23 protein-coding genes and 1 pseudogene are annotated in these 21,377 nt (G+C 41.4%); 4 read left to right on the top strand and 20 right to left on the bottom strand.

The genetic code is table 11. The annotated features are described in order from the left end of the window. Positions 1 to 12: 12 nt before the first annotated feature. The 5 genes from argS to speE all read right to left on the bottom strand — a co-directional run bounded on the left by argS (position 13) and on the right by speE (position 4,428). Positions 13 to 1,686 carry an arginine--tRNA ligase gene (gene argS, locus V6Z54_RS09110; protein WP_041087789.1) on the bottom strand — a complete coding sequence of 558 codons (1,674 nt, stop codon included), beginning with the start codon at positions 1,684 to 1,686 and terminating at the stop codon, positions 13 to 15. Next, on the bottom strand, positions 1,683 to 2,105 hold the full coding sequence (locus V6Z54_RS09105) for a DUF1934 family protein (protein WP_003215400.1): 423 nt from the start codon (positions 2,103 to 2,105) through the stop codon (positions 1,683 to 1,685). The genes argS and V6Z54_RS09105 overlap by 4 nt, the downstream gene beginning before the upstream one ends. A 124-nt stretch (positions 2,106 to 2,229) precedes the next feature. Beyond that, entirely contained in the window at positions 2,230 to 2,577 is a 348-nt protein-coding gene (locus V6Z54_RS09100; protein ID WP_338527950.1) for a hypothetical protein, read from the bottom strand. Positions 2,578 to 2,655: 78 nt separating this feature from the next. Further along, on the bottom strand, positions 2,656 to 3,528 hold the full coding sequence (gene speB, locus V6Z54_RS09095) for an agmatinase (protein ID WP_039182190.1): 873 nt from the start codon (positions 3,526 to 3,528) through the stop codon (positions 2,656 to 2,658). 69 nt (positions 3,529 to 3,597) lie between these two features. Beyond that, complete coding sequence (gene speE, locus V6Z54_RS09090) at positions 3,598 to 4,428, bottom strand: spermidine synthase (RefSeq protein WP_003214614.1); 831 nt, start codon at positions 4,426 to 4,428, stop codon at positions 3,598 to 3,600. A 224-nt stretch (positions 4,429 to 4,652) separates the two neighbouring features. Here speE and V6Z54_RS09085 point away from each other — a divergent pair, with 224 nt between their 5' ends. Then, entirely contained in the window at positions 4,653 to 6,722 is a 2,070-nt protein-coding gene (locus tag V6Z54_RS09085; RefSeq protein ID WP_338527949.1) for a transglycosylase domain-containing protein, read from the top strand. A 125-nt stretch (positions 6,723 to 6,847) separates the two neighbouring features. Here the strand turns inward: V6Z54_RS09085 and V6Z54_RS09080 are convergent, their stop codons facing one another. Together V6Z54_RS09080 and V6Z54_RS09075 are read right to left on the bottom strand one after the other, a co-directional pair. Further along, the gene (locus tag V6Z54_RS09080) at positions 6,848 to 7,366 is read right to left on the bottom strand and encodes a YwhD family protein (protein WP_039182196.1); all 519 of its coding nucleotides are present in this window, start codon (positions 7,364 to 7,366) and stop codon (positions 6,848 to 6,850) included. A 12-nt stretch (positions 7,367 to 7,378) separates the two neighbouring features. After that, the gene (locus V6Z54_RS09075; protein WP_241768934.1) at positions 7,379 to 8,035 is read right to left on the bottom strand and encodes a site-2 protease family protein; all 657 of its coding nucleotides are present in this window, start codon (positions 8,033 to 8,035) and stop codon (positions 7,379 to 7,381) included. Positions 8,036 to 8,148: 113 nt separating this feature from the next. Between V6Z54_RS09075 and V6Z54_RS09070 the strand changes: the two genes are divergently transcribed. Further along, positions 8,149 to 8,334 carry a 2-hydroxymuconate tautomerase gene (locus V6Z54_RS09070; RefSeq protein WP_003214939.1) on the top strand — a complete coding sequence of 62 codons (186 nt, stop codon included), beginning with the start codon at positions 8,149 to 8,151 and terminating at the stop codon, positions 8,332 to 8,334. Positions 8,335 to 8,385: 51 nt separating this feature from the next. On the opposite strand, the gene V6Z54_RS09065 is transcribed toward V6Z54_RS09070, so the two are convergent. From V6Z54_RS09065 to V6Z54_RS09050, 4 genes are all read right to left on the bottom strand, one after another. Beyond that, entirely contained in the window at positions 8,386 to 9,198 is an 813-nt protein-coding gene (locus V6Z54_RS09065) for a zinc-dependent metalloprotease (RefSeq protein WP_041087780.1), read from the bottom strand. 224 nt (positions 9,199 to 9,422) lie between these two features. Further along, positions 9,423 to 9,923, bottom strand: coding sequence for a YwgA family protein (locus tag V6Z54_RS09060; protein ID WP_041087778.1), 501 nt, complete (start codon positions 9,921 to 9,923; stop codon positions 9,423 to 9,425). Positions 9,924 to 9,953: 30 nt separating this feature from the next. After that, positions 9,954 to 11,255 (bottom strand): HD domain-containing protein, encoded by a 1,302-nt coding sequence (locus V6Z54_RS09055; RefSeq protein ID WP_007497716.1) that lies wholly within the window; start codon positions 11,253 to 11,255, stop codon positions 9,954 to 9,956. A gap of 170 nt (positions 11,256 to 11,425) precedes the next feature. Beyond that, a complete protein-coding gene (locus V6Z54_RS09050; RefSeq protein WP_003215259.1) occupies positions 11,426 to 11,647 on the bottom strand; it encodes a DUF1450 domain-containing protein in 222 nt (73 codons plus the stop codon). Between the two features lie 241 nt (positions 11,648 to 11,888). Here V6Z54_RS09050 and V6Z54_RS09045 point away from each other — a divergent pair, with 241 nt between their 5' ends. Next, a complete protein-coding gene (locus tag V6Z54_RS09045) occupies positions 11,889 to 12,698 on the top strand; it encodes an RsfA family transcriptional regulator (protein WP_034281253.1) in 810 nt (269 codons plus the stop codon). Between the two features lie 33 nt (positions 12,699 to 12,731). Here V6Z54_RS09045 and V6Z54_RS09040 read toward each other — a convergent pair whose 3' ends face one another. The 3 genes and pseudogenes from V6Z54_RS09040 to V6Z54_RS09030 form a co-directional block, all read right to left on the bottom strand. Continuing rightward, on the bottom strand, positions 12,732 to 12,965 hold the full coding sequence (locus V6Z54_RS09040) for a DUF5970 family protein (protein ID WP_058838521.1): 234 nt from the start codon (positions 12,963 to 12,965) through the stop codon (positions 12,732 to 12,734). Continuing rightward, on the bottom strand, positions 12,962 to 15,238 hold the full coding sequence (locus tag V6Z54_RS09035) for a glycosyltransferase (protein ID WP_305960523.1): 2,277 nt from the start codon (positions 15,236 to 15,238) through the stop codon (positions 12,962 to 12,964). The genes V6Z54_RS09040 and V6Z54_RS09035 overlap by 4 nt, the downstream gene beginning before the upstream one ends. Positions 15,239 to 15,341: 103 nt before the next feature. Beyond that, positions 15,342 to 15,623, bottom strand: a pseudogene (locus V6Z54_RS09030) (tetratricopeptide repeat protein); the annotation flags it as partial. Positions 15,624 to 16,092: 469 nt separating this feature from the next. Here V6Z54_RS09030 and V6Z54_RS09025 point away from each other — a divergent pair. Then, the gene (locus tag V6Z54_RS09025; RefSeq protein WP_073978849.1) at positions 16,093 to 16,938 is read left to right on the top strand and encodes a hypothetical protein; all 846 of its coding nucleotides are present in this window, start codon (positions 16,093 to 16,095) and stop codon (positions 16,936 to 16,938) included. A gap of 72 nt (positions 16,939 to 17,010) precedes the next feature. On the opposite strand, the gene V6Z54_RS09020 is transcribed toward V6Z54_RS09025, so the two are convergent. The 6 genes from V6Z54_RS09020 to V6Z54_RS08995 all read right to left on the bottom strand — a co-directional run bounded on the left by V6Z54_RS09020 (position 17,011) and on the right by V6Z54_RS08995 (position 21,373). After that, positions 17,011 to 17,856, bottom strand: a complete 846-nt coding sequence (locus tag V6Z54_RS09020; protein WP_041088608.1) for a lipoate--protein ligase family protein — start codon at positions 17,854 to 17,856, stop codon at positions 17,011 to 17,013. Between the two features lie 235 nt (positions 17,857 to 18,091). Continuing rightward, positions 18,092 to 18,487 (bottom strand): SMI1/KNR4 family protein, encoded by a 396-nt coding sequence (locus V6Z54_RS09015; protein WP_041087768.1) that lies wholly within the window; start codon positions 18,485 to 18,487, stop codon positions 18,092 to 18,094. A 105-nt stretch (positions 18,488 to 18,592) separates the two neighbouring features. Continuing rightward, entirely contained in the window at positions 18,593 to 18,862 is a 270-nt protein-coding gene (locus V6Z54_RS09010; RefSeq protein ID WP_041087765.1) for a hypothetical protein, read from the bottom strand. A gap of 174 nt (positions 18,863 to 19,036) precedes the next feature. Then, the gene (locus V6Z54_RS09005; RefSeq protein WP_041088606.1) at positions 19,037 to 19,399 is read right to left on the bottom strand and encodes a hypothetical protein; all 363 of its coding nucleotides are present in this window, start codon (positions 19,397 to 19,399) and stop codon (positions 19,037 to 19,039) included. 16 nt (positions 19,400 to 19,415) lie between these two features. Next, positions 19,416 to 21,083, bottom strand: coding sequence for a T7SS effector LXG polymorphic toxin (locus V6Z54_RS09000; RefSeq protein WP_338527948.1), 1,668 nt, complete (start codon positions 21,081 to 21,083; stop codon positions 19,416 to 19,418). An 11-nt stretch (positions 21,084 to 21,094) separates the two neighbouring features. Next, the gene (locus tag V6Z54_RS08995) at positions 21,095 to 21,373 is read right to left on the bottom strand and encodes a YwqI/YxiC family protein (RefSeq protein ID WP_073978845.1); all 279 of its coding nucleotides are present in this window, start codon (positions 21,371 to 21,373) and stop codon (positions 21,095 to 21,097) included. Positions 21,374 to 21,377 lie beyond the last annotated feature (4 nt).

Below are 21,377 nucleotides of genomic sequence, written 5' to 3'. Positions count from 1 at the left end.
TTCTGCGTGTTCTTACATCTTTTCCGGAGCCGATACACCAATTAGTTTTAATGCATTAGCGAGCGTGATTTGTGTTGCTTTCATGAGTGAAAGACGTGCTGTTGTTTTTGTTTCGTTTTCTACATCGATGACCTTCTCGGCATTGTAGAAGCTGTGAAGGGCTGATGCAAGGTCGTAAATATAGTTCGTCACGCGGTGCGGAATACGCTTTTCAGCTGCTTCTGCTACAACTTCTGGGAAGCTGCCAATGATTTTCAGAAGATCGTATTCTTTTTCCGATTGAATATGAGAGAAATCGGCTTTTTCAAGGTTTGGTTCGTAGCCTTTTTCTTCTCCTTGACGCAGCATGCTGCAAATTCTCGCATGCGCATATTGTGCATAGTACACAGGGTTTTCGTTAGACGTAGAAATGGCTAGGTCTAGGTCAAAGTCCATATGTGTCGCCGCACTTCTCATCGCAAAGAAATAACGAGTCGCATCTAAGCCGACTTCTTCAATGAGATCACGCATTGTGACAGCTTTTCCTGTACGCTTACTCATCTTCATCTTTTCACCGTTTTTGTAAAGATGCACAAGCTGGATAATTTCTACTTCAAGCTTGCCAGCTGGATATCCAAGTGCTTGGATCGCCGCTTTCATTCGAGGGATATAGCCGTGATGGTCCGCTCCCCAAATGTTAATGAGCTGGTCAAAGCCTCTGTCCAATTTGTCTTTATGATATGCGATGTCTGGAAGCAGGTAAGTGAAGCTGCCGTCTTTTTTAATCAGCACACGGTCCTTGTCATCGCCAAAATCAGTTGAACGCAGCCATGTTGCGCCGTCTTCTTCAAAGACATAGCCTTTTTCACGAAGTGTTTCCAGCGCTGGCTCGATTTTTCCGTTTTCATATAAAGATGTTTCTGAATACCATACATCAAATGGTACACGGAAATTCTCAAGGTCTACACGTAATTTCTCTAATTCGTATTTCAAGCCGTATTCACGGAAGAACTTCATACGCTCTTCTTCCGATTCATGAACGAAACGGTCACCAAATTCATCCGCAAGCTTTTGTCCGATGCCTTTGATGTCTTCCCCTCTGTAGCCATCTTCAGGCATTTCTTTTTCAAGACCGAGTGCCTCAAAATAACGTACTTCTACAGATAAAGCGAGGTTATTGATTTGATTCCCTGCATCGTTGATATAGTATTCACGGCTCACATCGAACCCTGCTTTATCAAGGATGTTGCAAAGGGAATCTCCTACAGCTGCACCGCGGGCATGTCCAAGGTGAAGGTCACCTGTTGGGTTGGCTGAGACGAATTCGACTTGCACCTTTTGACCGCCGCCTGTATTCGTTTCGCCATAAGCTTCTTTTGCCTCAAGAACAGCTGGAATGAGCTTTGTTAAATACTGATTGTTCATATAAAAGTTAATGAACCCTGGACCTGCGATATCCAGTTTTTCAATGGAAGCTTTCCCTTTATCAAACGCATTGACGATGTCCTCTGCGATTTGACGAGGTGCTTTTTTCGCAATGCGGGCAAGCTGCATCGCCATGTTGGTAGAGTAATCACCGTGAGTTTTGTCTTTCGGCACTTCTAAAAGGACATCTGGCACCTGGCTTTCATCGGCAAGTCCTGCTTTGACGACTGCCGCAATGATTTCTTCTTTTAACGCATCTTTGACCTGTTCTGCGATATTCATGAACGTAAATCCTCCTTATACGAAATCGATAATGTATGTAAATGCTTTTGATCTTCTCCTGTCAGCATATCGTACGTAATGTGCAGCAGCCCCTTGTCCACATCGAGATCAATACCATGTGTGTGCACATCTAACTGAAGTGTACCGAATGGCATCGTGTAATGTGTGACGGTCGTTTCTCCAATGAGAAAGCGCTGCTTCATTTGAATAGCCCCTGATCTCATCACAAAAATTTCCTTTTCACTCATTTTCACAACGGTTTTTACTTGACCCATTTCATGTTCTTCATGGTAAGTGAGATACGTTTTGTCATTCTTCTCTTGGTACGTTCCAGTCGTGCGGAATTCGATCGTTTCAGCCGGCTCCGTCTCTGGTTTCATCACTGACTTTACATGAATTGAAATTTGGTTTTGTGTCATTTTGCACTTCCTTTGCTAAGACCCGTTTAACTAAAATAGTATACCATAATCATGATCGCCTATCATACCATCATTTCTCTTCTTCACGGTGATTAAACTTCGTTTTTCATCTTCAGCCATCCCTTTAGAAAAAAAGAAAAATACAACTGACCAATACGACAAGTCCAGCCTTTACGCCTAAGTCTTTTCTTTTCAGTAAATAAAAAAGAGCTTGTATGCCTGAACTTGCCAAAAATGCCTGAAAAAAATCAAATGGTGCGATTAGATTCTTCTTAAATACCACCTGCATGAATAACGCAATGGACGTAAGATAGAAAAAGCCCCGATCCTGAAATAAACCAACTAACTCCTCCTTTGCTTCCTTTTTAGAAGCAAAAACAGGCGGATCAGCTGCGAGCTCTCGTTTCAGTGTGAGAAAGCCTGCCGCTAATACGCATAAAGCGAGGGACACCATCAATATTGAAGAAAACATGAGCTGCCTCCTTTATTTTTTGACCAATGTAAAAAAAGAGCTTGTCCACATGAGATGACAAGCTCCTCTATCAACTGATTATTTCACAAAACCAAGCAGCATTTCGCGTAAAAGCTTACTCGCTGTATTCGCTGTTTGGTCAGAGTGATCGTATACAGGTGCTACCTCGACAAGGTCTGCCCCGACGACTTGGACGTCAGATCCTGCAATCGCATGAATGGATGCAAGCAGCTCTTTTGATGTAATACCGCCAGCATCTACCGTTCCTGTACCAGGTGCATGAGCTGGGTCAAGTACATCTATATCGATCGTCACATATACTGGACGCCCTTTTAGCTTTGGCAATACTTGCTTCAATGGCTCCAGCACTTCAAATTTAGAAATGTGCATACCCGCTTCTTTTGCCCATTCAAATTCTTCTTTCATTCCAGAACGGATGCCGAAAGAAAATACATTTTCAGCCCCAATAAGTCCTGCAACTTTACGAATTGGTGTTGAATGTGAAAGTGGCTCACCCTCATATTCCTCACGAAGATCTGTATGTGCGTCCATATGGATGATCGCCAAATCAGGGTATTTCTTATACATCGCACGGAAAACCGGCCAAGACACAAGATGCTCGCCGCCCATTCCTAATGGAAACTTTCCTTTTTCTAAAATGCTGTCGACATACTCTTCAATTAAATCTAAGCTCTTTTGTGCATTCCCAAAAGGAAGTGGGATGTCCCCCGCATCAAAGAATGGCACCTCGTGCAGCTCACGATCTAAATAAGGGCTGTATTCCTCTAATCCGATCGATACTTCACGAATGCGGTTCGGACCGAAACGTGAACCTGGGCGGTAGCTAACTGTCCAGTCCATCGGCATGCCGTATAAAATGACCTTTGCATCTTCCCATGTCGGATGACTTCCAATAAACACTTTTCCTGAATAAGCCTCGTCGAATCTCATGCAAGATTCCTCCTTTTACGCTTCAAAAAATGCGCAAACTGTCATTTGCGCATTCCCATTTCGCTTCATTTATTTGATTAAGTCGCTCACAAATTTCGGCAGAACGAATGCCGCTTTGTGCAATTCTTTTGTGTAATATTTCGTATCAATATCAAAGAAACGGCTGTCTTCTACAGCAAGTGGATCGTATTTTTTAGAACCGATGGTGAATGTCCAAAGACCGCTTGGATACGTTGGAATATTCGCTGTGTAAAGCTTCGTAATTGGGAAAATTTCTTTTACATCACGCTGTACATTTGTAATCAGCTCAGGTGTGAACCAAGGGTTATCCGTTTGTGCAACGAAAATACCGTCTTCTTTGAGTGCCTTTGAGATTCCTGCGTAAAATCCTTTAGAGAATAGGTTCACAGCTGGTCCAACTGGCTCAGTTGAGTCCACCATGATCACATCATACTCGTTGTCAGCTTCAGCAATGTGCATAAAACCGTCTCCGACTTTGACATCTACACGAGGATCGTCTAATTTCCCAGCAATAGAAGGAAGGAATTTCTTCGAGTATTCGATGACCTTTCCGTCAATATCAACAAGTGTCGCTTTTTTCACACTTGGGTGTTTGAGAATCTCACGAATAACACCGCCGTCTCCTCCGCCTACGACAAGAACATTTTCCGGGTTTGGATGAGTGAAAAGAGGAACATGAGCCACCATTTCGTGGTATACAAACTCATCTTTCTCAGATGTCATCACCATGCCGTCTAAAAACAGCATATTGCCAAACTCTTCTGTTTCCACCATTTCTAAATGCTGAAAGTCTGTTTGTTCTGTGTGAAGGGTTTTGTTCACCTTCAATGTAATACCAAAATTCTTCGTTTGCTTCTCTGTATACCAAAGTTCGCTCATTGTTCATCTTCCTCTCATCCAATAATAAACAAACATCTATTGTTAGCGCCTTTTATCGGCTTTGACTATATCGATTGTCCAAGAAAAAAGTATAGTGGATTCATATCAAATTGTAAAGAACCGCATGAGTTCTCTTCATTTTTTAAAGCGCTCCTGCAATCGCTTGTTTAAAACGGTTTTCTTTGTTCCATACTGATAAAAAACCGTCAAAATGGGGGCTTTGCATGGACACAATCATGAGTAATAAAAAAATCCGCATGACCGTGAAAACGATTCGAGCCTGTTTTTTTATCGGCTTGCTCGCTTTTCTATTTGCAGGCACTGTCTTTTTGACGATTCTATTAATAGCTAAATGGCAAGGTGCCCCTTCTGTTCAAGTTCCCCAATCCACGACCATTTATGCAGCTGACGGGTCAAAGCTTGGAGAATCCAGTTTTGGAGAAAAGAGATATTGGGTGCCATTAAAGGATATGTCTCCTCATATGAGACAGGCAGTTGTCGCTGTTGAGGATAAAACCTTTTATGAGCATCATGGCTTTGATGTGAAACGGATGGCGGGTGCTGCGGTGGCCGATATTCGTGCCATGGCAAAGGTACAAGGTGCCAGCACGATCACCCAGCAATATGCACGAAATCTGTATTTAGATCATGATAAAACGTGGAAGCGGAAGTGGAATGAAGCCTTTTACACGATTCGTTTAGAGCAAAACTATACAAAAGATGAGATTTTAGAAGGATACTTGAACACCATTTATTATGGTCACGGAGCGTACGGTGTGGAAGCAGCGTCACGTCTGTATTTCGGGAAGAAAGCAAAGGACTTAACCCTCGCTGAATCTGCCCTGCTTGCCGGTATCCCAAAGGGGCCTTCTCTCTATTCCCCTTATGTGAATGAGGAGAAAGCCGGCGCAAGAAAGAATATGATTTTGAGACAAATGCAAGAGGATGGCATGATTACGAAAAAAGCAGCCGATGACGCTGTAAAAGAAAAGCTGTCCTATCGCCCTTTGCAGAAGAAGCAGATGCAAGCAAAGCAAGCCCCGTATTTTTATGACGATGTGATTCGAGAGCTGAAACAAAGCTTGGGGTTATCAGAGGAACAGATCGAAACCTATGGACTTCATATCCAAACGACCCTTAATCCAAAATTACAGAAAATCGCGGAAAAGACGTTAAAAAACACGATGGATTCCAAATCAGATATCCAAATTGGCTTTGCCGCCATCCATCCTCAAACAGGGCATGTACTTGCCCTCATAGGTGGGAGAGATTATGAGAAAAGTCCATTCAATCGGGTGACACAAGCAAAAAGGCAGCCCGGTTCAACCATGAAACCCCTTCTTTATTACATTGCCTTGCAAAACGGGTTTACACCCGCAACCGTCATGCGCAGTGAGGAAACGGTGTTTGAACTGGATGATCAAGGCAGCGGTGCGGCTTATTCACCAAGCAATTATCACGGCTATTACGCCAATGACGGCATTACAATGCTACAAGCTTTAGCGCTGTCTGATAATATTTACGCTGTAAAGACCCATCTATTTTTAGGAATGGAGCAGCTTGTACGTGCTGGCAAGACATTTGGAATCAAGGAGAAACTAGACCAAGTACCATCTCTTGCTCTAGGCACGTCTCCTGTGAAACCCATTGAAATGACCAATGCTTACGCCATGCTCGTCAATGGCGGAAAACGAGTCAAACCAACCTTTATTACGAAAGTAACCGACGCAAAAGGCAATGTGCTTTTTGAAGAGAAACAAAAACGAGAACAAATCCTCGATGAAAAAGCAGCCTTTGTCACCACCGATATGATGTCAGGAATGTTCAACGATCAATTAAACGGCTATACAAGTGTCACTGGCCGCACCATTATAAAGGACCTTACACGAACATACGGAGGAAAATCCGGGACAACAGGAGCCGACAGCTGGATGATCGGCTTCTCTCCCCAGCTCGTCACAGGTGTATGGACTGGCTATGATAAAGGCCGCACCATTGACTCAGTCGAAGAAACGGCCTATGCGAAAAAAATATGGGCTTCCTTTATGGAATCAGCCCTCTCGAAGCAGCCAGCCTCCTCCTTCATGCCGCCTGACGGTGTCAAAGGGGTATATATCAATCCAAAAACTGGCGATCTCGCAGGACCAGGATGTGAATCAAAGGTATTCACCTATTTTATAGAAGGAACAGAGCCGACAGGTGTCTGCTATGGTGCTGAGGACAAAGCCTCTGAGCAGGAACCAGTTCAAGATCAAAAGCCAAAGAAATGGTGGGAAAAGTGGCTGAAACGTTAAAAAAAGACATGAAAAACCCCGAGATCAATATCTCGGGATTCTCCATGTCCTAGCTTTAACACCAGTTTACTCAAAAAACGGATGGATTTGGTAGCGATCCGCCATTCTTCACAAAAATTTCACAATTATTCAGGGACAGCCAATCCTTCTTTTAATTCATCTGTCGATGCGTCCCATAGTGCTTCATTGTGACCCTTTAAGAAATCAGCCAGCACCTTTTTGGATACGTCATCCATATGACTCACGACGATTTTTCGCTTCATCGATTTATCCATTAAATTCACATGCTCTGGAAGTGACTTATACCCGCGGCGAATCGAACGGTCAACGGTCATTTCACAAGCCGTCACACCTGCATAATAAGGGCCTTCTTCTCTGCGGTCAATCGTCACCCATACGAGCCAATAAGGCTTTCCGTTCGGTACCTCTTCTTTTGTTTTCAAAAATTTAATTCCTTTTTCGACGGCACTTCTTGCATGCATGGCACCAATATCAATGACAGCTTCTTTTTCCTCTACATCAATGATGACTGGCGAGATATTATCAAGGCTGAGTGCACCTGCCCCAAAGCCTCCATGTCCGTCGGTTGCATCTGTTTTTTTAATGATGTTAAAACCAATTGGTTTCTTCTTTTTACCTTCCATTCATTAAACCTCCTAAAGCAGCGGCTTCAAAATAAGATTAAACCAGTATATGATTTGATCCCGCATTCCGATCAATGGACCAAACACAAACTGACCCAGCGGTGTGATCACGAATATGAGAAAAATAATGATCCCATATTGTTCAAATTGCGTCATTTTCGCACGAATACCAGGACTGACGACGTCCTCAATAATTCGATACCCATCCAGCGGCGGAAGCGGTAATAAGTTAAATAGGAACAAGATGACGTTTAAGTTAATAAAGATTAAGAAGAAATTATCGACTCCCGGCTCAAAGCGCATGATCCATTCTCCGCCAAACTTCTGAAGAAGCACATACACAAGAAAGCCCAAAAACGCCAGCACTAAGTTACTTAATGGCCCAGCAATGGAGACACAAATCCCTGCTAAACGCGGTTTTTTAAAATGGTAACGATTCACTGGTACAGGTCTCGCCCAACCAAACCCGGCCACAAAGATCAAAATCGTCCCGAAAATATCGAGATGCTTCAGTGGATTTAACGTCAGTCTCCCTTGATTCTTAGCCGTCGGGTCTCCGAAACGGTACGCAACATATGCATGCGCCAGCTCGTGCATCGTAAATGCAACAACAAGCGTAATGGCGACATATGGAATAAGTTCTAATGGATAAACAAGAAATTGGTTCAAAGGCATGAATCCCTCTTTCTTTCTATACAATGATTTACTTCATTCAGTATACTATAAGAAGTCCCTTAAACTAAAGGGAAGCGTAGCATTAAAGGAAAAAGGAGGTTTTCGCCATGCCGATTGTCACCGTTCAAATGCTTGAAGGAAGAACAGACGAGCAGAAAAGAGCGCTTGTGGAGAAAGTCACTGATGCCGTTGTGGAAACAACAGGCGCAGGTGCAGAAAAAGTATCTGTCATTATTGAAGAGATGAAAAAAGAACACTATGCCGTAGCAGGAAAGCGAATGAGCGATCTGTAAGCATATAAAAAGGACAAACACTCTATTGTGTTTGTCCTTTTGTCCTCTTTCTTATCTGTACCAAGCTTTATTACGGTTCACTTGATTTTTATGAGCCGCATCAAAGTAGTCAACTGTGTAGGAATAATCATAATTCATTAAGCAGACAATGCCGCTTCCTTGAGGGTCATGCGGTAAGCCAAAGTTATGGCCGTATTCATGTGTAGCCGCTTTTGCTGTATTCGCTGTTCCTTGGTCAAGGTTCACGGCGAATGCACTTCCGCTTGGTGCACTATTGTAGACATAAGCGATTCCGCCAGCATCAAAGTTTGGATTTGCTGTAAATCCAGTGACAAAGTCGTATCCTCTGCCATCAAAGCTGCGCGCAAGGTTGGAAAGAATTTGTGATGAATTTGATCCCGAAGACGTCCAAGATCCTACTGCTTGTACGACAAAGTCCACATCATGATCACGGTTAAACGTGACATCTGCTTGCTCGATGATGTTGACAATCCGTGTTTGCCAGTCACTATATTTCGCACGATACTGCGCATCAGCAACCGCATAGACAGTGACCTTCTGACTGCCTGTACTTGCTTTTGTTGAAATAGAATCTCCTGTATTAGCCTTAAAGGTTCTCGAGCCTACCTGCTTACCAGACTCATCTAATACCTTTGTTGTCACATCTCGTTCAATTGGAGGTGCTGCCGTCAAATCTTTAAAATCGTTTGCCTTTGGCAACCCCTCACCAATATGGGTTTCGAACGGCGCATGACCATGATCATGCCCATGACCCGCACTCGCTACTGGTGCTGAAGCTGAACTTACTCCCGGTAACAAACTACCTACCAATAAAAATGACAAAAAGACTGAACGCTTTTTCATTCCTATCCCTCCTTTGTTTTTCACAAAGTTATATATTCACTGAAAATTCACCATTTTCCTTCTCTTCAGTCAAAAACAGGGAATTAGATGCACAGGAAGAAAGTCGAATTACGTCATTTTCACTAATTTTTCGGATATTTTGACACACATTTTATCGAAAAATAGCGCTTTTGGTCTGGGTCTTACAAAACAAAAAAAGCCCTGAAATTCGGGCTTCTGTTCAACTAGTTCAATTTCTTCAACTGATCAATATAAGCAAGGGCAGCCTCAAATTCTTCGTCCGTATAACGCTGCTTGCTTTTAATGGTGAAGACCTTTTCCTTTATCTCATCTTCTGGCAGGTCATCAAAATATAAAATCGTTGAGACAAGCTCTAGGAAACGGGAAGATTGCTCGTTCATCTGCTGCGTCAGCGCTTTGAGGTCAGGCATGTCCACTTCACATTGATCGAGAAACTCTTTCCCATTGTCCGTCAGCGAATAGCGATATTGATAGTATCCGCCCTTTTTTTCCTTCATTTCGTCCAAGAATCCAAGGTTGCACAGCTCTTCAATTCTGAGCGTTAACTCCTCTGAATAGGGGCCATAAAAATGAAAATCGTATTTCTCGTAAAAAGGCAAATCTAGCTTTTTTGCTATGTAAATCATCTTTTGCAGCTTCTTCCGTCCAACGATTTCCCCTGATTCAGAGAATACCTTCATCAACTTTGCATGCTCTTTCAACAAATTCCCGACATCTCCTTTTTCAGTACTTCTTTATCCCAAACCAAGCAGCTTCATGATCGCCTTCTTTTCTTCAGCTTTTTCCGACATATCTACAATTAAGTCCATCGGGAAATAAAGTTTATGATCGGTTCTTCGTTTACCGGAAATGGCGTCAACAATATCTGACTGTCTCGACAGTTCTTTAATATGACCGCTTTGCGTCAAAAGGTGAATTGGCAGCCTCTCTTCTTCCTCTCCAGGTCTATAAAAGTCATAGGGCAAGTCAGAAGACGAGTCGACCACTAAATAGTAGTCAGGATCAATTCCTGCCTCCTTGAACAAGGCTGTCAGCTTGAAATATTTCGTCATTTCTTCATTTGGATTAAACTCTGTATATTGGAATAATCGGCGGTTCATAAAACGGCGGCACAAATCGGCCAGCACGTGATCTTCTTCGTCTTCCCACGCCTGAAAATAAAATAAGACAATGGATTCATCCAGCTTAATATAGTCCTCTGTGGTGACATTCCCCTCAAAGATTGAGTAAAAATGAACTGGGGCATGTGTAAAAATATAACCCGTTTCATGCAGCTCTTTTGCACGATGAAGGATTTTCGTTAAAATGACTTCAGCACTGCGTGTCACTGGGTGGAAATAGACTTGCCAGTACATTTGATAGCGGCTCATAATATAATCTTCTACCGCATGCATCCCGCTCTGCTTCATCACAATCTGATCTTCTCTCGGGCGCATCACACGTAAAATACGTTCCATATCAAAGTGGCCGTAGCTGACGCCTGTATAGTAGGCATCACGCTGCAAATAGTCCATTCGGTCGGCATCGATTTGACTTGAGATCAAACTGACCACCTGTTTGTTTTGATACGTTTTGGCAATGACTTCAGCCACATGCTTCGGGAAATCATCACTCACCCGGCGGAGCACTTCATTGACTTCCGTCTGCCCTAAAATAATATCTCTTGTAAACGATTCATGGTCTAAGTGGAAGACCTTCTCAAAGGAATGAGAAAATGGACCATGTCCGAGGTCATGAAGCAAAGCAGCACTAAGGACAAGCTCACGCTCTCCTTCATCCCATTCAGGCCGCCCTTTAAACACATCATCCACAATTCGTCTCACAATCTCGTATACACCGAGTGAATGATTGAATCGGCTGTGTTCTGCACCATGAAACGTCAAATACGTGGTTCCTAGCTGTTTAATTCGTCTCAGGCGTTGAAATTCTCTTGTTCCTATTAAATCCCATATTAATGCGTCCCTTACGTGAACATAACGGTGCACAGGATCTTTAAATACCTTTTCCTCAGATAATTTACCTTTTGGATACGCCATCGTTTCGTCCCTCTTTTTTTAAGACGTGTTTCTATTATATCGGGTAACTTTTCCCGAAAACATCCTTGAATTTGCTGGTGAATGTGTTCTCAAAGATTGCACGGACGTAAAAAGCCCGACCTGACAGGGACGGACCTCTTTTTAGGTCGACTGAACACATTCAGTGACATTTATTTGACTTTTTTTTGAACCTTTTCGAGTAATTCATCTTCTGTTGGTGCGGATAATGGGCGATTGTTCACAAACGCAAAAGCCTTTTTTCGTCCTGGACCACAATAGGATTGACAGCCAATCTCAATTTTTGCATCAGGGTCAACCGATTTGAGTCGAGGCAATAACGTCTTTAGGTTCGTCGCATCACAATCGTCACATACGCGAAACTCATTAGCCATGGTCTTACGCTTCCTTTCAATGATGATACTTCATTCTATATGAAACAGTTGGACAGCCAATCGTGAATAATATACCACCCAACATTGTACATCGAAGCGGCTGGACTTGCAAGACGCTTTGTGTCCCAATGACGCGCTTACATAAAAGCTAGTATTTTCCACTATCCTTTTAGCAAACTTGTATAAACCTTCTTGAACTTGGCTAATCTAATACCATCAAATCATATGGGGGTTTATACACATGTCAAAACAAAGACAAGATGCTTGGTCAGAGGAAAATGATCTCCTCCTGGCAGAAACCGTCTTACGTCACGTCAGAGAGGGCAGTACGCAGCTAAATGCGTTTGAAGAAGTAGGAGACAAGCTGAACCGCACCTCCGCAGCATGCGGATTTAGATGGAATGCTGTCGTGAGGCATCAATATGAAAAAGCGTTGGCACTTGCCAAAAAACAGCGAAAACAACGGATGCGCGCACTCGGCAATGGCCAGCCTGCGAAAAAACGATTACTTTATCAGCCGCAAGTAGAAGAAACGGTCACTCAGGAGGAATTCTCACAGGAATTGGAGCCAGCAAAGGAAGAAACATTTGCACCAGCTGCTGAAACTGCCGAACAGCTTCAGTTTGTGGATCAAAGCTACAATGAAGAGTTAGCTAGTTTATCACATTTATTGTCACAGGCTTCTCCTGCCCCAAATACCGCAGAGAAAAAGCCGGAAGCAAATCCATTTAGGCAGCATCAAGAATTAACCATCGACGATATCATTGATTTCTTACGCCGTTATGAAGGCGATGGTCAGCAATCCACTGCCTTACGTATGGAAAACAGCCGCTTAAAACGAGAAAACAATGAGCTTTCTCATAAAGTCTCGCAGCTAGAAGCTGAAGTGAAAAAGCTTGAAAAGGATCAGCTCACGATTCAAGAAGATTATGAAACACTCGTCAAAATCATGAACCGTGCAAGAAAACTAGTTTTGTTTGAAGAAGACGATAGTGCCGCACCAACCTTTAAAATGGACCGGAACGGCAACCTCGAAAAAATGGCAGAATAACAAAAAGTGCTCCCCACCTCGGGAAGCACTTTTTTAAATGCCCAAAAATAGCATCACACTAAAAAGGACATTGATCAAAAACACGAACATAAAAATATACTTGACCTGCCTTACTTGAAAATCACCAAACATAAAAATATAAAGACCTGCGATGCCAAGTGTCAGTACAGGCTGAAGAAATGGCACTAAAAGCGAAATGCCGTAGCCGGCTCCCATGATGACAGGAAGCCATAGTAAATAGAGGTAACCGCCATTTTTGGATTTCAAGAAACCACTCCCTCTCTTTCTTCTATCTGCTTGATTTCAGGCTGAACAAACTTGAGTCCGGCTATTGTGCGGCCGCGTTTTTGTGATGTCCAAACCACAATCGCCGGCTGCTCTGTCAGAGATTCTGTATCAATGGTGATTAGCACTTTGTCATGTAATTCAATTGAAGCTTCAGACTCGATTTTACACCCAGATAAACTAATATCATGTATGTTCACCGGCACCTTCTCTTTTAACCGGTCCTCATAGACTAGCGTGCCTGCCACACCTTGCAATGGTCTTCTCATCCATTTGCGCCGAATAGCCTTTGGTACTTTCTCCGTTTCTCTTACAAAGCGGAGAAATGTCCGAACAGCATAGGATTTTTTCTCACGATCCGTTATCGATACGTGCTCTCGTGTGAATAAGAAGCGGATCAGTGATAGGTACTGTGATTTTTCTGTGTCAGTAAAAGCCACACCAACCATCAGCTTGTCTCCCTCCGGATGACTCCAGACCACATCACATGCCACACTTTCATTCTCTGAAAAGAATAAATGCATTTGTCCTTGATTTAGAGAAGAAGCTTGATCCATTGGAATGGATAGACGCGCACCTGAATCACTCATATCTAGTAGAAAACAAGCAATCGACTCATCTTGATGATCAGAACGGAGCTGCCCCTCTTTTTCAATGACAAACCGCTCTGATTTTCGATAACGCGGACGATCAAACGCCACAATGAGTGCCATGAACAGGCCTGCACCGTTATAAAGTACCCAAAAAATATTAATCAACGTGAGATCAGCATTCATCGTCCCATTTACCTTCATATCGTATCCTATTTTCACAAGGACTAGCAATGAGAGGAGCAAGAAGATCAAATGAGGAATCATCGTTTTCAAATGAAAATGTCTCTTGTCCGTTTGAATTCCCTTCGGTGTGACAAGAAATTCAACCCTCTTCTTCAAAAACAGCTCACTTAAAGCCACGCCAGCCAGATGGAATGCCATAGAGCTTTCGTAAATATGACTCCAAAACATACTTCTTTTTTGATTCGACACCAGTTTAAACGCTAAATACGAACTAAAGAACGCCGGCAGCCAAAACATGAAAATGGACTGAAAATCGGCCCAGAAACTTTGAATACCAAATAATAAAAACAATATCGGTGTAAGAATGTAAATCATTTTAAACAAACCGTTAAACCAATACACAATGCCATCTAAATAAAGAACGCGCTGCATAAGCGTTAAGCCGCGAACCTTCAATGGATTAAACTTACGGGCGCACTGAATGTTCCCTCTCGACCACCGGTCTCGCTGCTTTAACAGATCAAGCCAGCTTTCAGGTGCCAGACCGACAGCTAATACCTCTCCGACAGACACAGATTTGAACTTCCCTTGGAGAAGCATTCCTGTCGCCATGTCTTCTGTAATTACCCCAGTAGCAAATCCGCCAATTTCCTCTAATGCTGTTCTTCTAAATACAGTATTACTCCCGACATACATGACCGCATTGAATCGATCTTTACCAGCTTGGAGGGTTTGCATGAAGAAGTCCTGCTCATTTGGAATTCGATCCTTCGAGAACATATTATATTGGAAAGGATCTTCGTTATAAAACGCCTGTGGAACTTGAACAAATGCAGTCGCTCCATCATGAAAGTAAGGCACTGTCTTTTCTAAAAAGGCAGGAAGCGGGACCATATCAGCATCAAGTGTGAGAATCAGCTCCCCGTTCGTTTGAGACATCGCATGGTTTAAATTCCCCGCCTTAGCAAACTTGTTATCTGTTCTTGTCAGATAATGAACACCAAACTCAGAAGCAAGCTGCTCTACAGACTCCCTCTTGCCATCATCACATAAATAAATATGGACGCTGCCTTTTGGATAAGACAGATTCAAACAACCTGCAACCGTGCGTTTTAGCACTTCAATTGGTTCATTATATGTAGCTATGAAAATATCAACTGTTGGCAGCCTTTCAAGATCACTGATCATGACTTGTTTCCGATTTGAAGGCTTCCAAACAAGTGTATAAAACACAAGCAGTTGTAAAAATCCAATACATTCACAGGCCACAAGCAAGATGCCCATTATCATATTAAATGTACCTTCATGCGGCAGTGTAAAGAAAAGACGCCAGCAAATATATGCGGCATTTGTTAACACACAGAGCACAATGATGATTTTTTTAATCGTAGAGGCCATCGGCTGAATACGATACATCACATACAACAAAGACAAAACACAAAGCATAAACAGCGGGTAATACGTGGTGATGAATGACAATACATTTTCCTTCTTTCTTACGCCATAAATGACTATTACATATAAAATTTCATAACAAAGGAGGGGATTCTTCCATTACATTGCCCCTCCATTTCTATATAAATCATTTCCACAATCTATCTAACTGATTTGAATAAAAATCAATCGCTTTTCGATAACTCAAAATAGCAGGATCGTTTGTCGTCTCAGTTAAACAGTTCAGTAATATTTCCATCGCTTTGCTATGTTCCTTCAAATTATACAAAGTCATGGCATAAAACGTTTGAATGGCTTTATTATGCGGATAAGCTTCCATCGCATGCAGGAATATCTGTTTTGACTTTTCATATTCCCCTAAGGTTCTGTATGTACTTCCTAATCCTAGTAAAGCGTCTGCTAGTTCTTCTCCTAGCTATTTAATTCATCGAAGGAGCTAAAATCCTATTAAATCCAATATTATATATGTCTCGCATGAAAATAACGGCGTACTGGATCTTTAAATACTTTTTCCTTAGACTATTTCAAATTTTTGGATTATCCATCGTTTCTTCTCTCTTTTTTATATTTCTATTATATCGAATAATTTTTTTCGAAAACAGCTTTAAATTTGCAGGTGAATGTGTCCATAAATAGCATCACACTTTAACCAAAATTACGAACATAAAAAGATAAATACCGGCATTGGCCTTGCCGGCTCCATGAGGAAAGGAAGTCATAGTAAATAAAGGTAACTGATTTTTTGGGACTTCATCACAACTTCTCCTTTTTAATCATCTGCAACTAATAAACAAAAAATTAATTTATTTGAAATAATGTTAATTTATAACAAAAAATACCGATATACATATTAATAATTAAAAGGGAGTTGTTAAATATTGAGGAAAATATTATTTGGGTTAGTGACCATTATTTTATTAAGTACTATCTCCTTTAACGCACAAGCAGCAGATGAGCCAAGTAATTCAATTGAATTAAAAAGAAGTAATGCTTTTTATTCACCAGATGAAGCTATGACAATTATTACACATGCAGAGGATCGACGATTGTATAAAGTCTCTCTTGGCATGAATAAGACAGAAAAACTAACCCTTCGCTCTTCTAAAACATTTGATGTCAAAATTACTAATCCTAATAGTGAAATCATTTCAGAAAGTAGAGGAATAGGAAGAAGCACGATTAATGAAGAAGGAACAGCTCAAGTTGAATTCCCAACGGATACAGTAGGAGATTATTTAATTTACATTGAACCTTCTGATGATAAAAAAAATCAATTTCCCTATGAATTAAATGTTACTGTAGGTATGCCTGTTTTATACCCTATTCCGGCCTCCTCGGTTATGGAAAAAAGGATTACGCTTAATCAAGCTTCGATTACGTCATTTAATAAAACTAGCTCGCTACAATATTTCGACCTATCCAATGACAGTTCAATTCCGAATAATAGCTACATAATAGAAGTTAGAACTGATGGTCCTGACAGCGGTCGAAATTCATTAAGTTTATATACATTGAAACGAAGTATACGTCCAAATTCTAGTATGACCTGGATTAACACAACGTACCCTAATTTCAAAGTTTACCCAGCTTATTATCCAAATGGATCATGGAATCCTGTTAAACAGAAGTATGCTTTCCGAATCTCTGCATTAACATTTAATCAACCTGGAATATACACTTTTGATCCTAACATTTATATTGGCTATAAAGTTGAATTAAAATAATAGAGATAGATCGACAAAATGACTCGATTGTTTTGTCGATCTAAAAATATATTTAAAAAATTTACTTCTCCTTCACGAAAACACCTTTTCATTCCGCTCAATCATCCGCGTCATGTTTTTCTCAAACTCTAGCTGTTCCTCGGTGGTCAGTCCTGAAGCTGTCAGTTGATCGCTCAGCCTTTGGAGTTCTTCTAGTAAAAGACGCATGAGAAGCGCACAGTCAATTGGTTCTCCAGTTAATTCTGATAGGGATGCCATCGTATCAGGCTGTATATCAGGGAATACCGCTTTCACCTCATGTCGTTTATCCTTTAAGGCTACCTCATAAAAACGGCGAATCAAATCAGCTCGTTTTCGACCGCTTCCATCAGCACACAAATAAATTTGCACAGCGACCCCACCGCGTAATCTACGCTGAGAAATGCCTGCAAATTTCTTTCCGTTGATACTTAAATCGTAGCTGCCTGGACAATATGAGCCAACAATTTCATAGGCTTCAATGTCCACCTCATACATCGACAGCATCCGGCGGATCAATTCCACCATCGCATCATACCCGCGGTCAATATCAATGCCCTTCTTTTGTTCAGCAAAGATTAAAGACACATTCAGTACACCTTCATCCAGCACCACAGCAAGACCACCTGAATTGCGCACAATTACGCGATAGCCCTCTTCCTCAAGCAGCTTTACGCCATCTTGGAGGAATGGAAGTCTTGTATCCTGAATACCAAGCACAATCGTATTGTGATGCACCCAAGAACGGGCTGTCGCTGGTGAGAGTCCCTTCCCCACCGACGCGCAAAGCGTATCATCCATCGCAAAGGATTGCTTTGGGTCTACATAGAGACCTAGGCTCGATTGATCTATGATTCGCCATGTCGGCTGTGTCAATAACTCAATAGGTTCATTTTTCATGTCCTGCATATCCTCTCGTTCATAAACTGTGTTTATTATAACATGGAGGGAGAATGAGAGAGAAAAAAGCTCTATGACAAGGAACGTCACAGAACTTTTCAACTGGATGCTTTGGTTTTCTTGTTCTTCTTTTTGAGATGAAATAAATAGCTGCAATTAAAACGACAGGAACCCCAACCATGAGGCATGCAGCGATCAATGTATTCCACGGCAAATCGATCATCTCCTTATTAGACTAAACCTCTATGAAACAGCCCTCATTTACCCAGCTCAACAAGTCTTCAGCGACCAATTCCGCATGCTGAGGGTCCATCACACCAGCATCGACGATCCACACTTTTTTCTCCTCTTCTGCCAGCCGCATGAGAAGTACTCGCCCGCCGCCATCGTCTCCAATGGCTACATAGCCGCTGGCATAATGATGGACTTCCCACGTTGCATTGCGTTCCATTATGTCCTCAGTTCCGTATAGCAGAACATCGCCTCCAACAGAACATCCATTTGTCTGTTTCAACAATTCCTTATAAGCATGGGGCAGCACCATGTTTAACTGGGATTCTGCCTCATTGATATGTATGTCACTTGCTGGTTTGTTCACTTGCAAATTTAGGATTTGAGGTAAATTGAGCATTTTAAGTGCCTCCTCTATGTTAAGCAGCTGATTTTTTCATGACCCTTTTATACATCTTTAAAAGAAAATAGCCTCATCTAGAACTATAGACAGCCATTTTATCTATTACAGCATTTCTTTTAGCAAACTCTCTGCTTTATGTAATTCATCTAGAAAGGGGTTTAAATAATCATTGTAACTATCCAAATAAGCTCTTACCCCGCCAATAATCAACATCTTTTGGAGATCTTCATTGTTCTGAATGATCCTTTGTGCATCCTTATATCTTTTGTATATTAATTGGAGAACACCTTGATTGATTTTTTGGGAATAGTTTTTTTCTAGGATGTTGATGACCGTTTGGATCTGTTTCGTTAGTTCTTGTTTTTTGTTCATTGAACGCTCCTAAAGAATCTGCATTTTTTATTCTCTTGTCAATTCAACAAGCAATCCCTGAGTGTATCTGATCATTATCGTTCTTCAACAGATATATCAATTCAACTATTATTATATTTCAAATAACCCTTAAAAGTTTTTAGACTTTCAAGGGTTTAAAGACATCATCTCTTACTAATAAATATCAAGTCGTTGACAATTAAAACTTATAAAATCGCCTTCATTTATATCTCCTGGTAAATTGTTATCCAATTCTAATAAAAGTCCGCCTACTCTCACTTTTTCATCATGCTTATCAATTAATTTTCCTAATAAACTATAGCTAAAATTATCATCTAATTTTTCAATTCTATACTCTGACAATTCAGCTTTCACTAGGTCTGACACATCTAAACAATAAATAGGCTCTAATAGTTCACTTTCTTCAAGGTAATTTAATGGTTGAGCAAAACACATTATTTCCAGTTCACCATCTGTTACAATCACTTCAGCTTCTGAAGCTTCTTGTGAAATCCAGTTTATTTTTTTTATTTTCAATACGATCACCCTTTTTTTACTTCTTTGTTTTTATCCCTAAACTTGGTGCTTTTTTAGAAAGTTCTTTAACCGATTTTATATGAAATGTGGTAATATTCCCTGTTTTTCTATCAAGCCCAACAAAACCATATTTTGCACTTCCCTTTCCACCAACAAGCCTCACATAACCATTCAGTTCTGGTACATATTTCCCCTTCTGAATAACGTGATTTGCATCTTTAAGGTAATTTTTGATATTGTATTGATTTTTACCCATTGCATCCATTATCTCTTTACTATGCTTTTCATAATGAATAATAGCTTGATCACCTTTGAATTTAATCAGGTCACCCGCACCTTTAGCCGTCTTTTCAACCCTCTTCACATTCTTCCCTTGATCCAACCTAAAAATATATTTCCCAACCTTCACTATTTTCGTGATTGGGATGATAGAGGCTGCGGATAGGGCTCGGTCTGTGCTGCTGATGTTTTGGCTGGTTTCTGGGTCTTTGCCAGTAACGGCTCGGTAGCCGTCGTAGATGCCGCTGTATTCTAGGATGATGTTTTCGGTGGTTGAGACGACTTCACCGTCTAATATGCGTTTAGCATTGCCACGGCTGCGGCTTTCTGGAATTTTGTCGACTTCTTCTATTCTTATTTCGCCGTTTGCGATATACGTTCGGATGATTTGTTTATTGGCGTAAACGGTGTATCTTCCGCCAATAAAATCAATATCCGATGGGTCTGTGACGACTTCATCTGCGATGTCGAATTCTTTTAACTTTTTAATGCCTTTTACGTTGAATAGTTTACCATTTATGACCCTGATATCTCTATGAATCTTGTTTTTCCCGTTCACGGCTTCCCTTTGCAATGTCGTAAGTGACGAATCGTTTGCTGTGATTTGTTTACTGATGTTTTTATGGGTGTCATTCCGAACAACCGTCTCCACATTCGCTTGTTGTTTCTCTTTTAGTTTCTTCAGCATGATGATCATTGGATTGTCTTTTGGGTTGTCTATTTTGTCGTTCAATCCACTGATGGTGCTGCTTACTTTTTCTTCTTTTCCATCTTTGAAAATAGATCCCTTTTGATAGCTCGTGATGTCGATTTTAGGGCCGGTGAACATGGTACTTAAGGTATCTATGTATTGCTTCATTGTTTGAAGGGAGCTTTTGGTTTCATGTAAAGCACTTGTCTGCTCCCTGTCAAATGCATGAAGCAGACCAATGGTTCTTGAGGTCTCAAGCCATGCCTTTTGATAATTTTGCTGAAAAGCTGATTCGTCTACACTTGGCAAGTGAACAATATGACCAACTCTGCCGATGGCGTGGTTTACCTCTGATACGATTTCAGAAATCGTACGTTCAGCTTTTTTTAAGCCTTGATCAAGATCATCTTCGATAAACGCTTGTGAGATAAAGCCGTGCTCGTTTGATTCTAGTGCGTGAAGAGCCTGCTTTGTGTTTTTTAATGCAGCGCTATATTCCTCAATGACGACCTGAAAGAATTGCAGGAAGGGAATATGGCATTCTGTATAGAAGGCGCGGATGGCTTGTCCTGCCTCTCCCTTTAGTGCGCCATCGAGTGAGATGATGTGATGGATTTGTTTTTCTAAAGAGCTGATTTGCTGTGACTGCTGCTTTAACGTATTCAGCGTTTGATCTATTCCGTTTATTAGCGCAAAGGCGTCAAGGGTTTTCATTGCGTTCTCCTTTATTTTCTTTTACTGCTAGAAGCAAGCGCCTTGTCCGTTTCAATCATGGTGTTCACCGCTTGTTCTGTTTGTACAAGCTGTTTCTGAAGGATGCCTATATAGGAGTTACTTAATTCGTTCAGCTGTTGATTGATCTTTTCTAATGAGTCTGCTGTCAGGAGCTGATTTCTTCCTTTGATGGTTGTTGGAAGGGCTGCATTCATTTGAGCGCCTGATTGTTTTGCTTGCTGTAATACTCGTTTGACCTGACTGGCATCTATTTTAATTTCTCTCGTCATGTGA

The organism is Bacillus sp. MAG717A (genome assembly GCF_036884855.1).
GTDB classification, from domain to species: Bacteria; Bacillota; Bacilli; order Bacillales; family Bacillaceae; genus Bacillus; species Bacillus safensis.
The sequence above is the reverse complement of the archived record's forward strand: the minus strand, read 5'-3'. Positions and strand labels throughout refer to the sequence as shown.

Coding starts and splice junctions, on each gene's coding strand:
- V6Z54_RS08995 (WP_073978845.1), bottom strand. CDS start 21,373: ATGACGAGAGAAATTAAAATAGATGCCAGTCAGGTCAAACGAGTATTA.
- V6Z54_RS09050 (WP_003215259.1), bottom strand. CDS start 11,647: ATGGCTAATGAGTTTCGCGTATGTGACGATTGTGATGCGACGAACCTA.
- V6Z54_RS09000 (WP_338527948.1), bottom strand. CDS start 21,083: ATGAAAACCCTTGACGCCTTTGCGCTAATAAACGGAATAGATCAAACG.
- V6Z54_RS09080 (WP_039182196.1), bottom strand. CDS start 7,366: ATGGAAGGTAAAAAGAAGAAACCAATTGGTTTTAACATCATTAAAAAA.
- V6Z54_RS09045 (WP_034281253.1), top strand. CDS start 11,889: ATGTCAAAACAAAGACAAGATGCTTGGTCAGAGGAAAATGATCTCCTC.
- V6Z54_RS09055 (WP_007497716.1), bottom strand. CDS start 11,255: ATGGCGTATCCAAAAGGTAAATTATCTGAGGAAAAGGTATTTAAAGAT.
- speB (WP_039182190.1), bottom strand. CDS start 3,528: ATGAGATTCGACGAGGCTTATTCAGGAAAAGTGTTTATTGGAAGTCAT.
- V6Z54_RS09070 (WP_003214939.1), top strand. CDS start 8,149: ATGCCGATTGTCACCGTTCAAATGCTTGAAGGAAGAACAGACGAGCAG.
- speE (WP_003214614.1), bottom strand. CDS start 4,428: ATGAGCGAACTTTGGTATACAGAGAAGCAAACGAAGAATTTTGGTATT.
- argS (WP_041087789.1), bottom strand. CDS start 1,686: ATGAATATCGCAGAACAGGTCAAAGATGCGTTAAAAGAAGAAATCATT.
- V6Z54_RS09020 (WP_041088608.1), bottom strand. CDS start 17,856: ATGAAAAATGAACCTATTGAGTTATTGACACAGCCGACATGGCGAATC.
- V6Z54_RS09085 (WP_338527949.1), top strand. CDS start 4,653: ATGGACACAATCATGAGTAATAAAAAAATCCGCATGACCGTGAAAACG.
- V6Z54_RS09010 (WP_041087765.1), bottom strand. CDS start 18,862: ATGAACAAAAAACAAGAACTAACGAAACAGATCCAAACGGTCATCAAC.
- V6Z54_RS09100 (WP_338527950.1), bottom strand. CDS start 2,577: ATGTTTTCTTCAATATTGATGGTGTCCCTCGCTTTATGCGTATTAGCG.
- V6Z54_RS09105 (WP_003215400.1), bottom strand. CDS start 2,105: ATGACACAAAACCAAATTTCAATTCATGTAAAGTCAGTGATGAAACCA.
- V6Z54_RS09015 (WP_041087768.1), bottom strand. CDS start 18,487: ATGCTCAATTTACCTCAAATCCTAAATTTGCAAGTGAACAAACCAGCA.
- V6Z54_RS09065 (WP_041087780.1), bottom strand. CDS start 9,198: ATGAAAAAGCGTTCAGTCTTTTTGTCATTTTTATTGGTAGGTAGTTTG.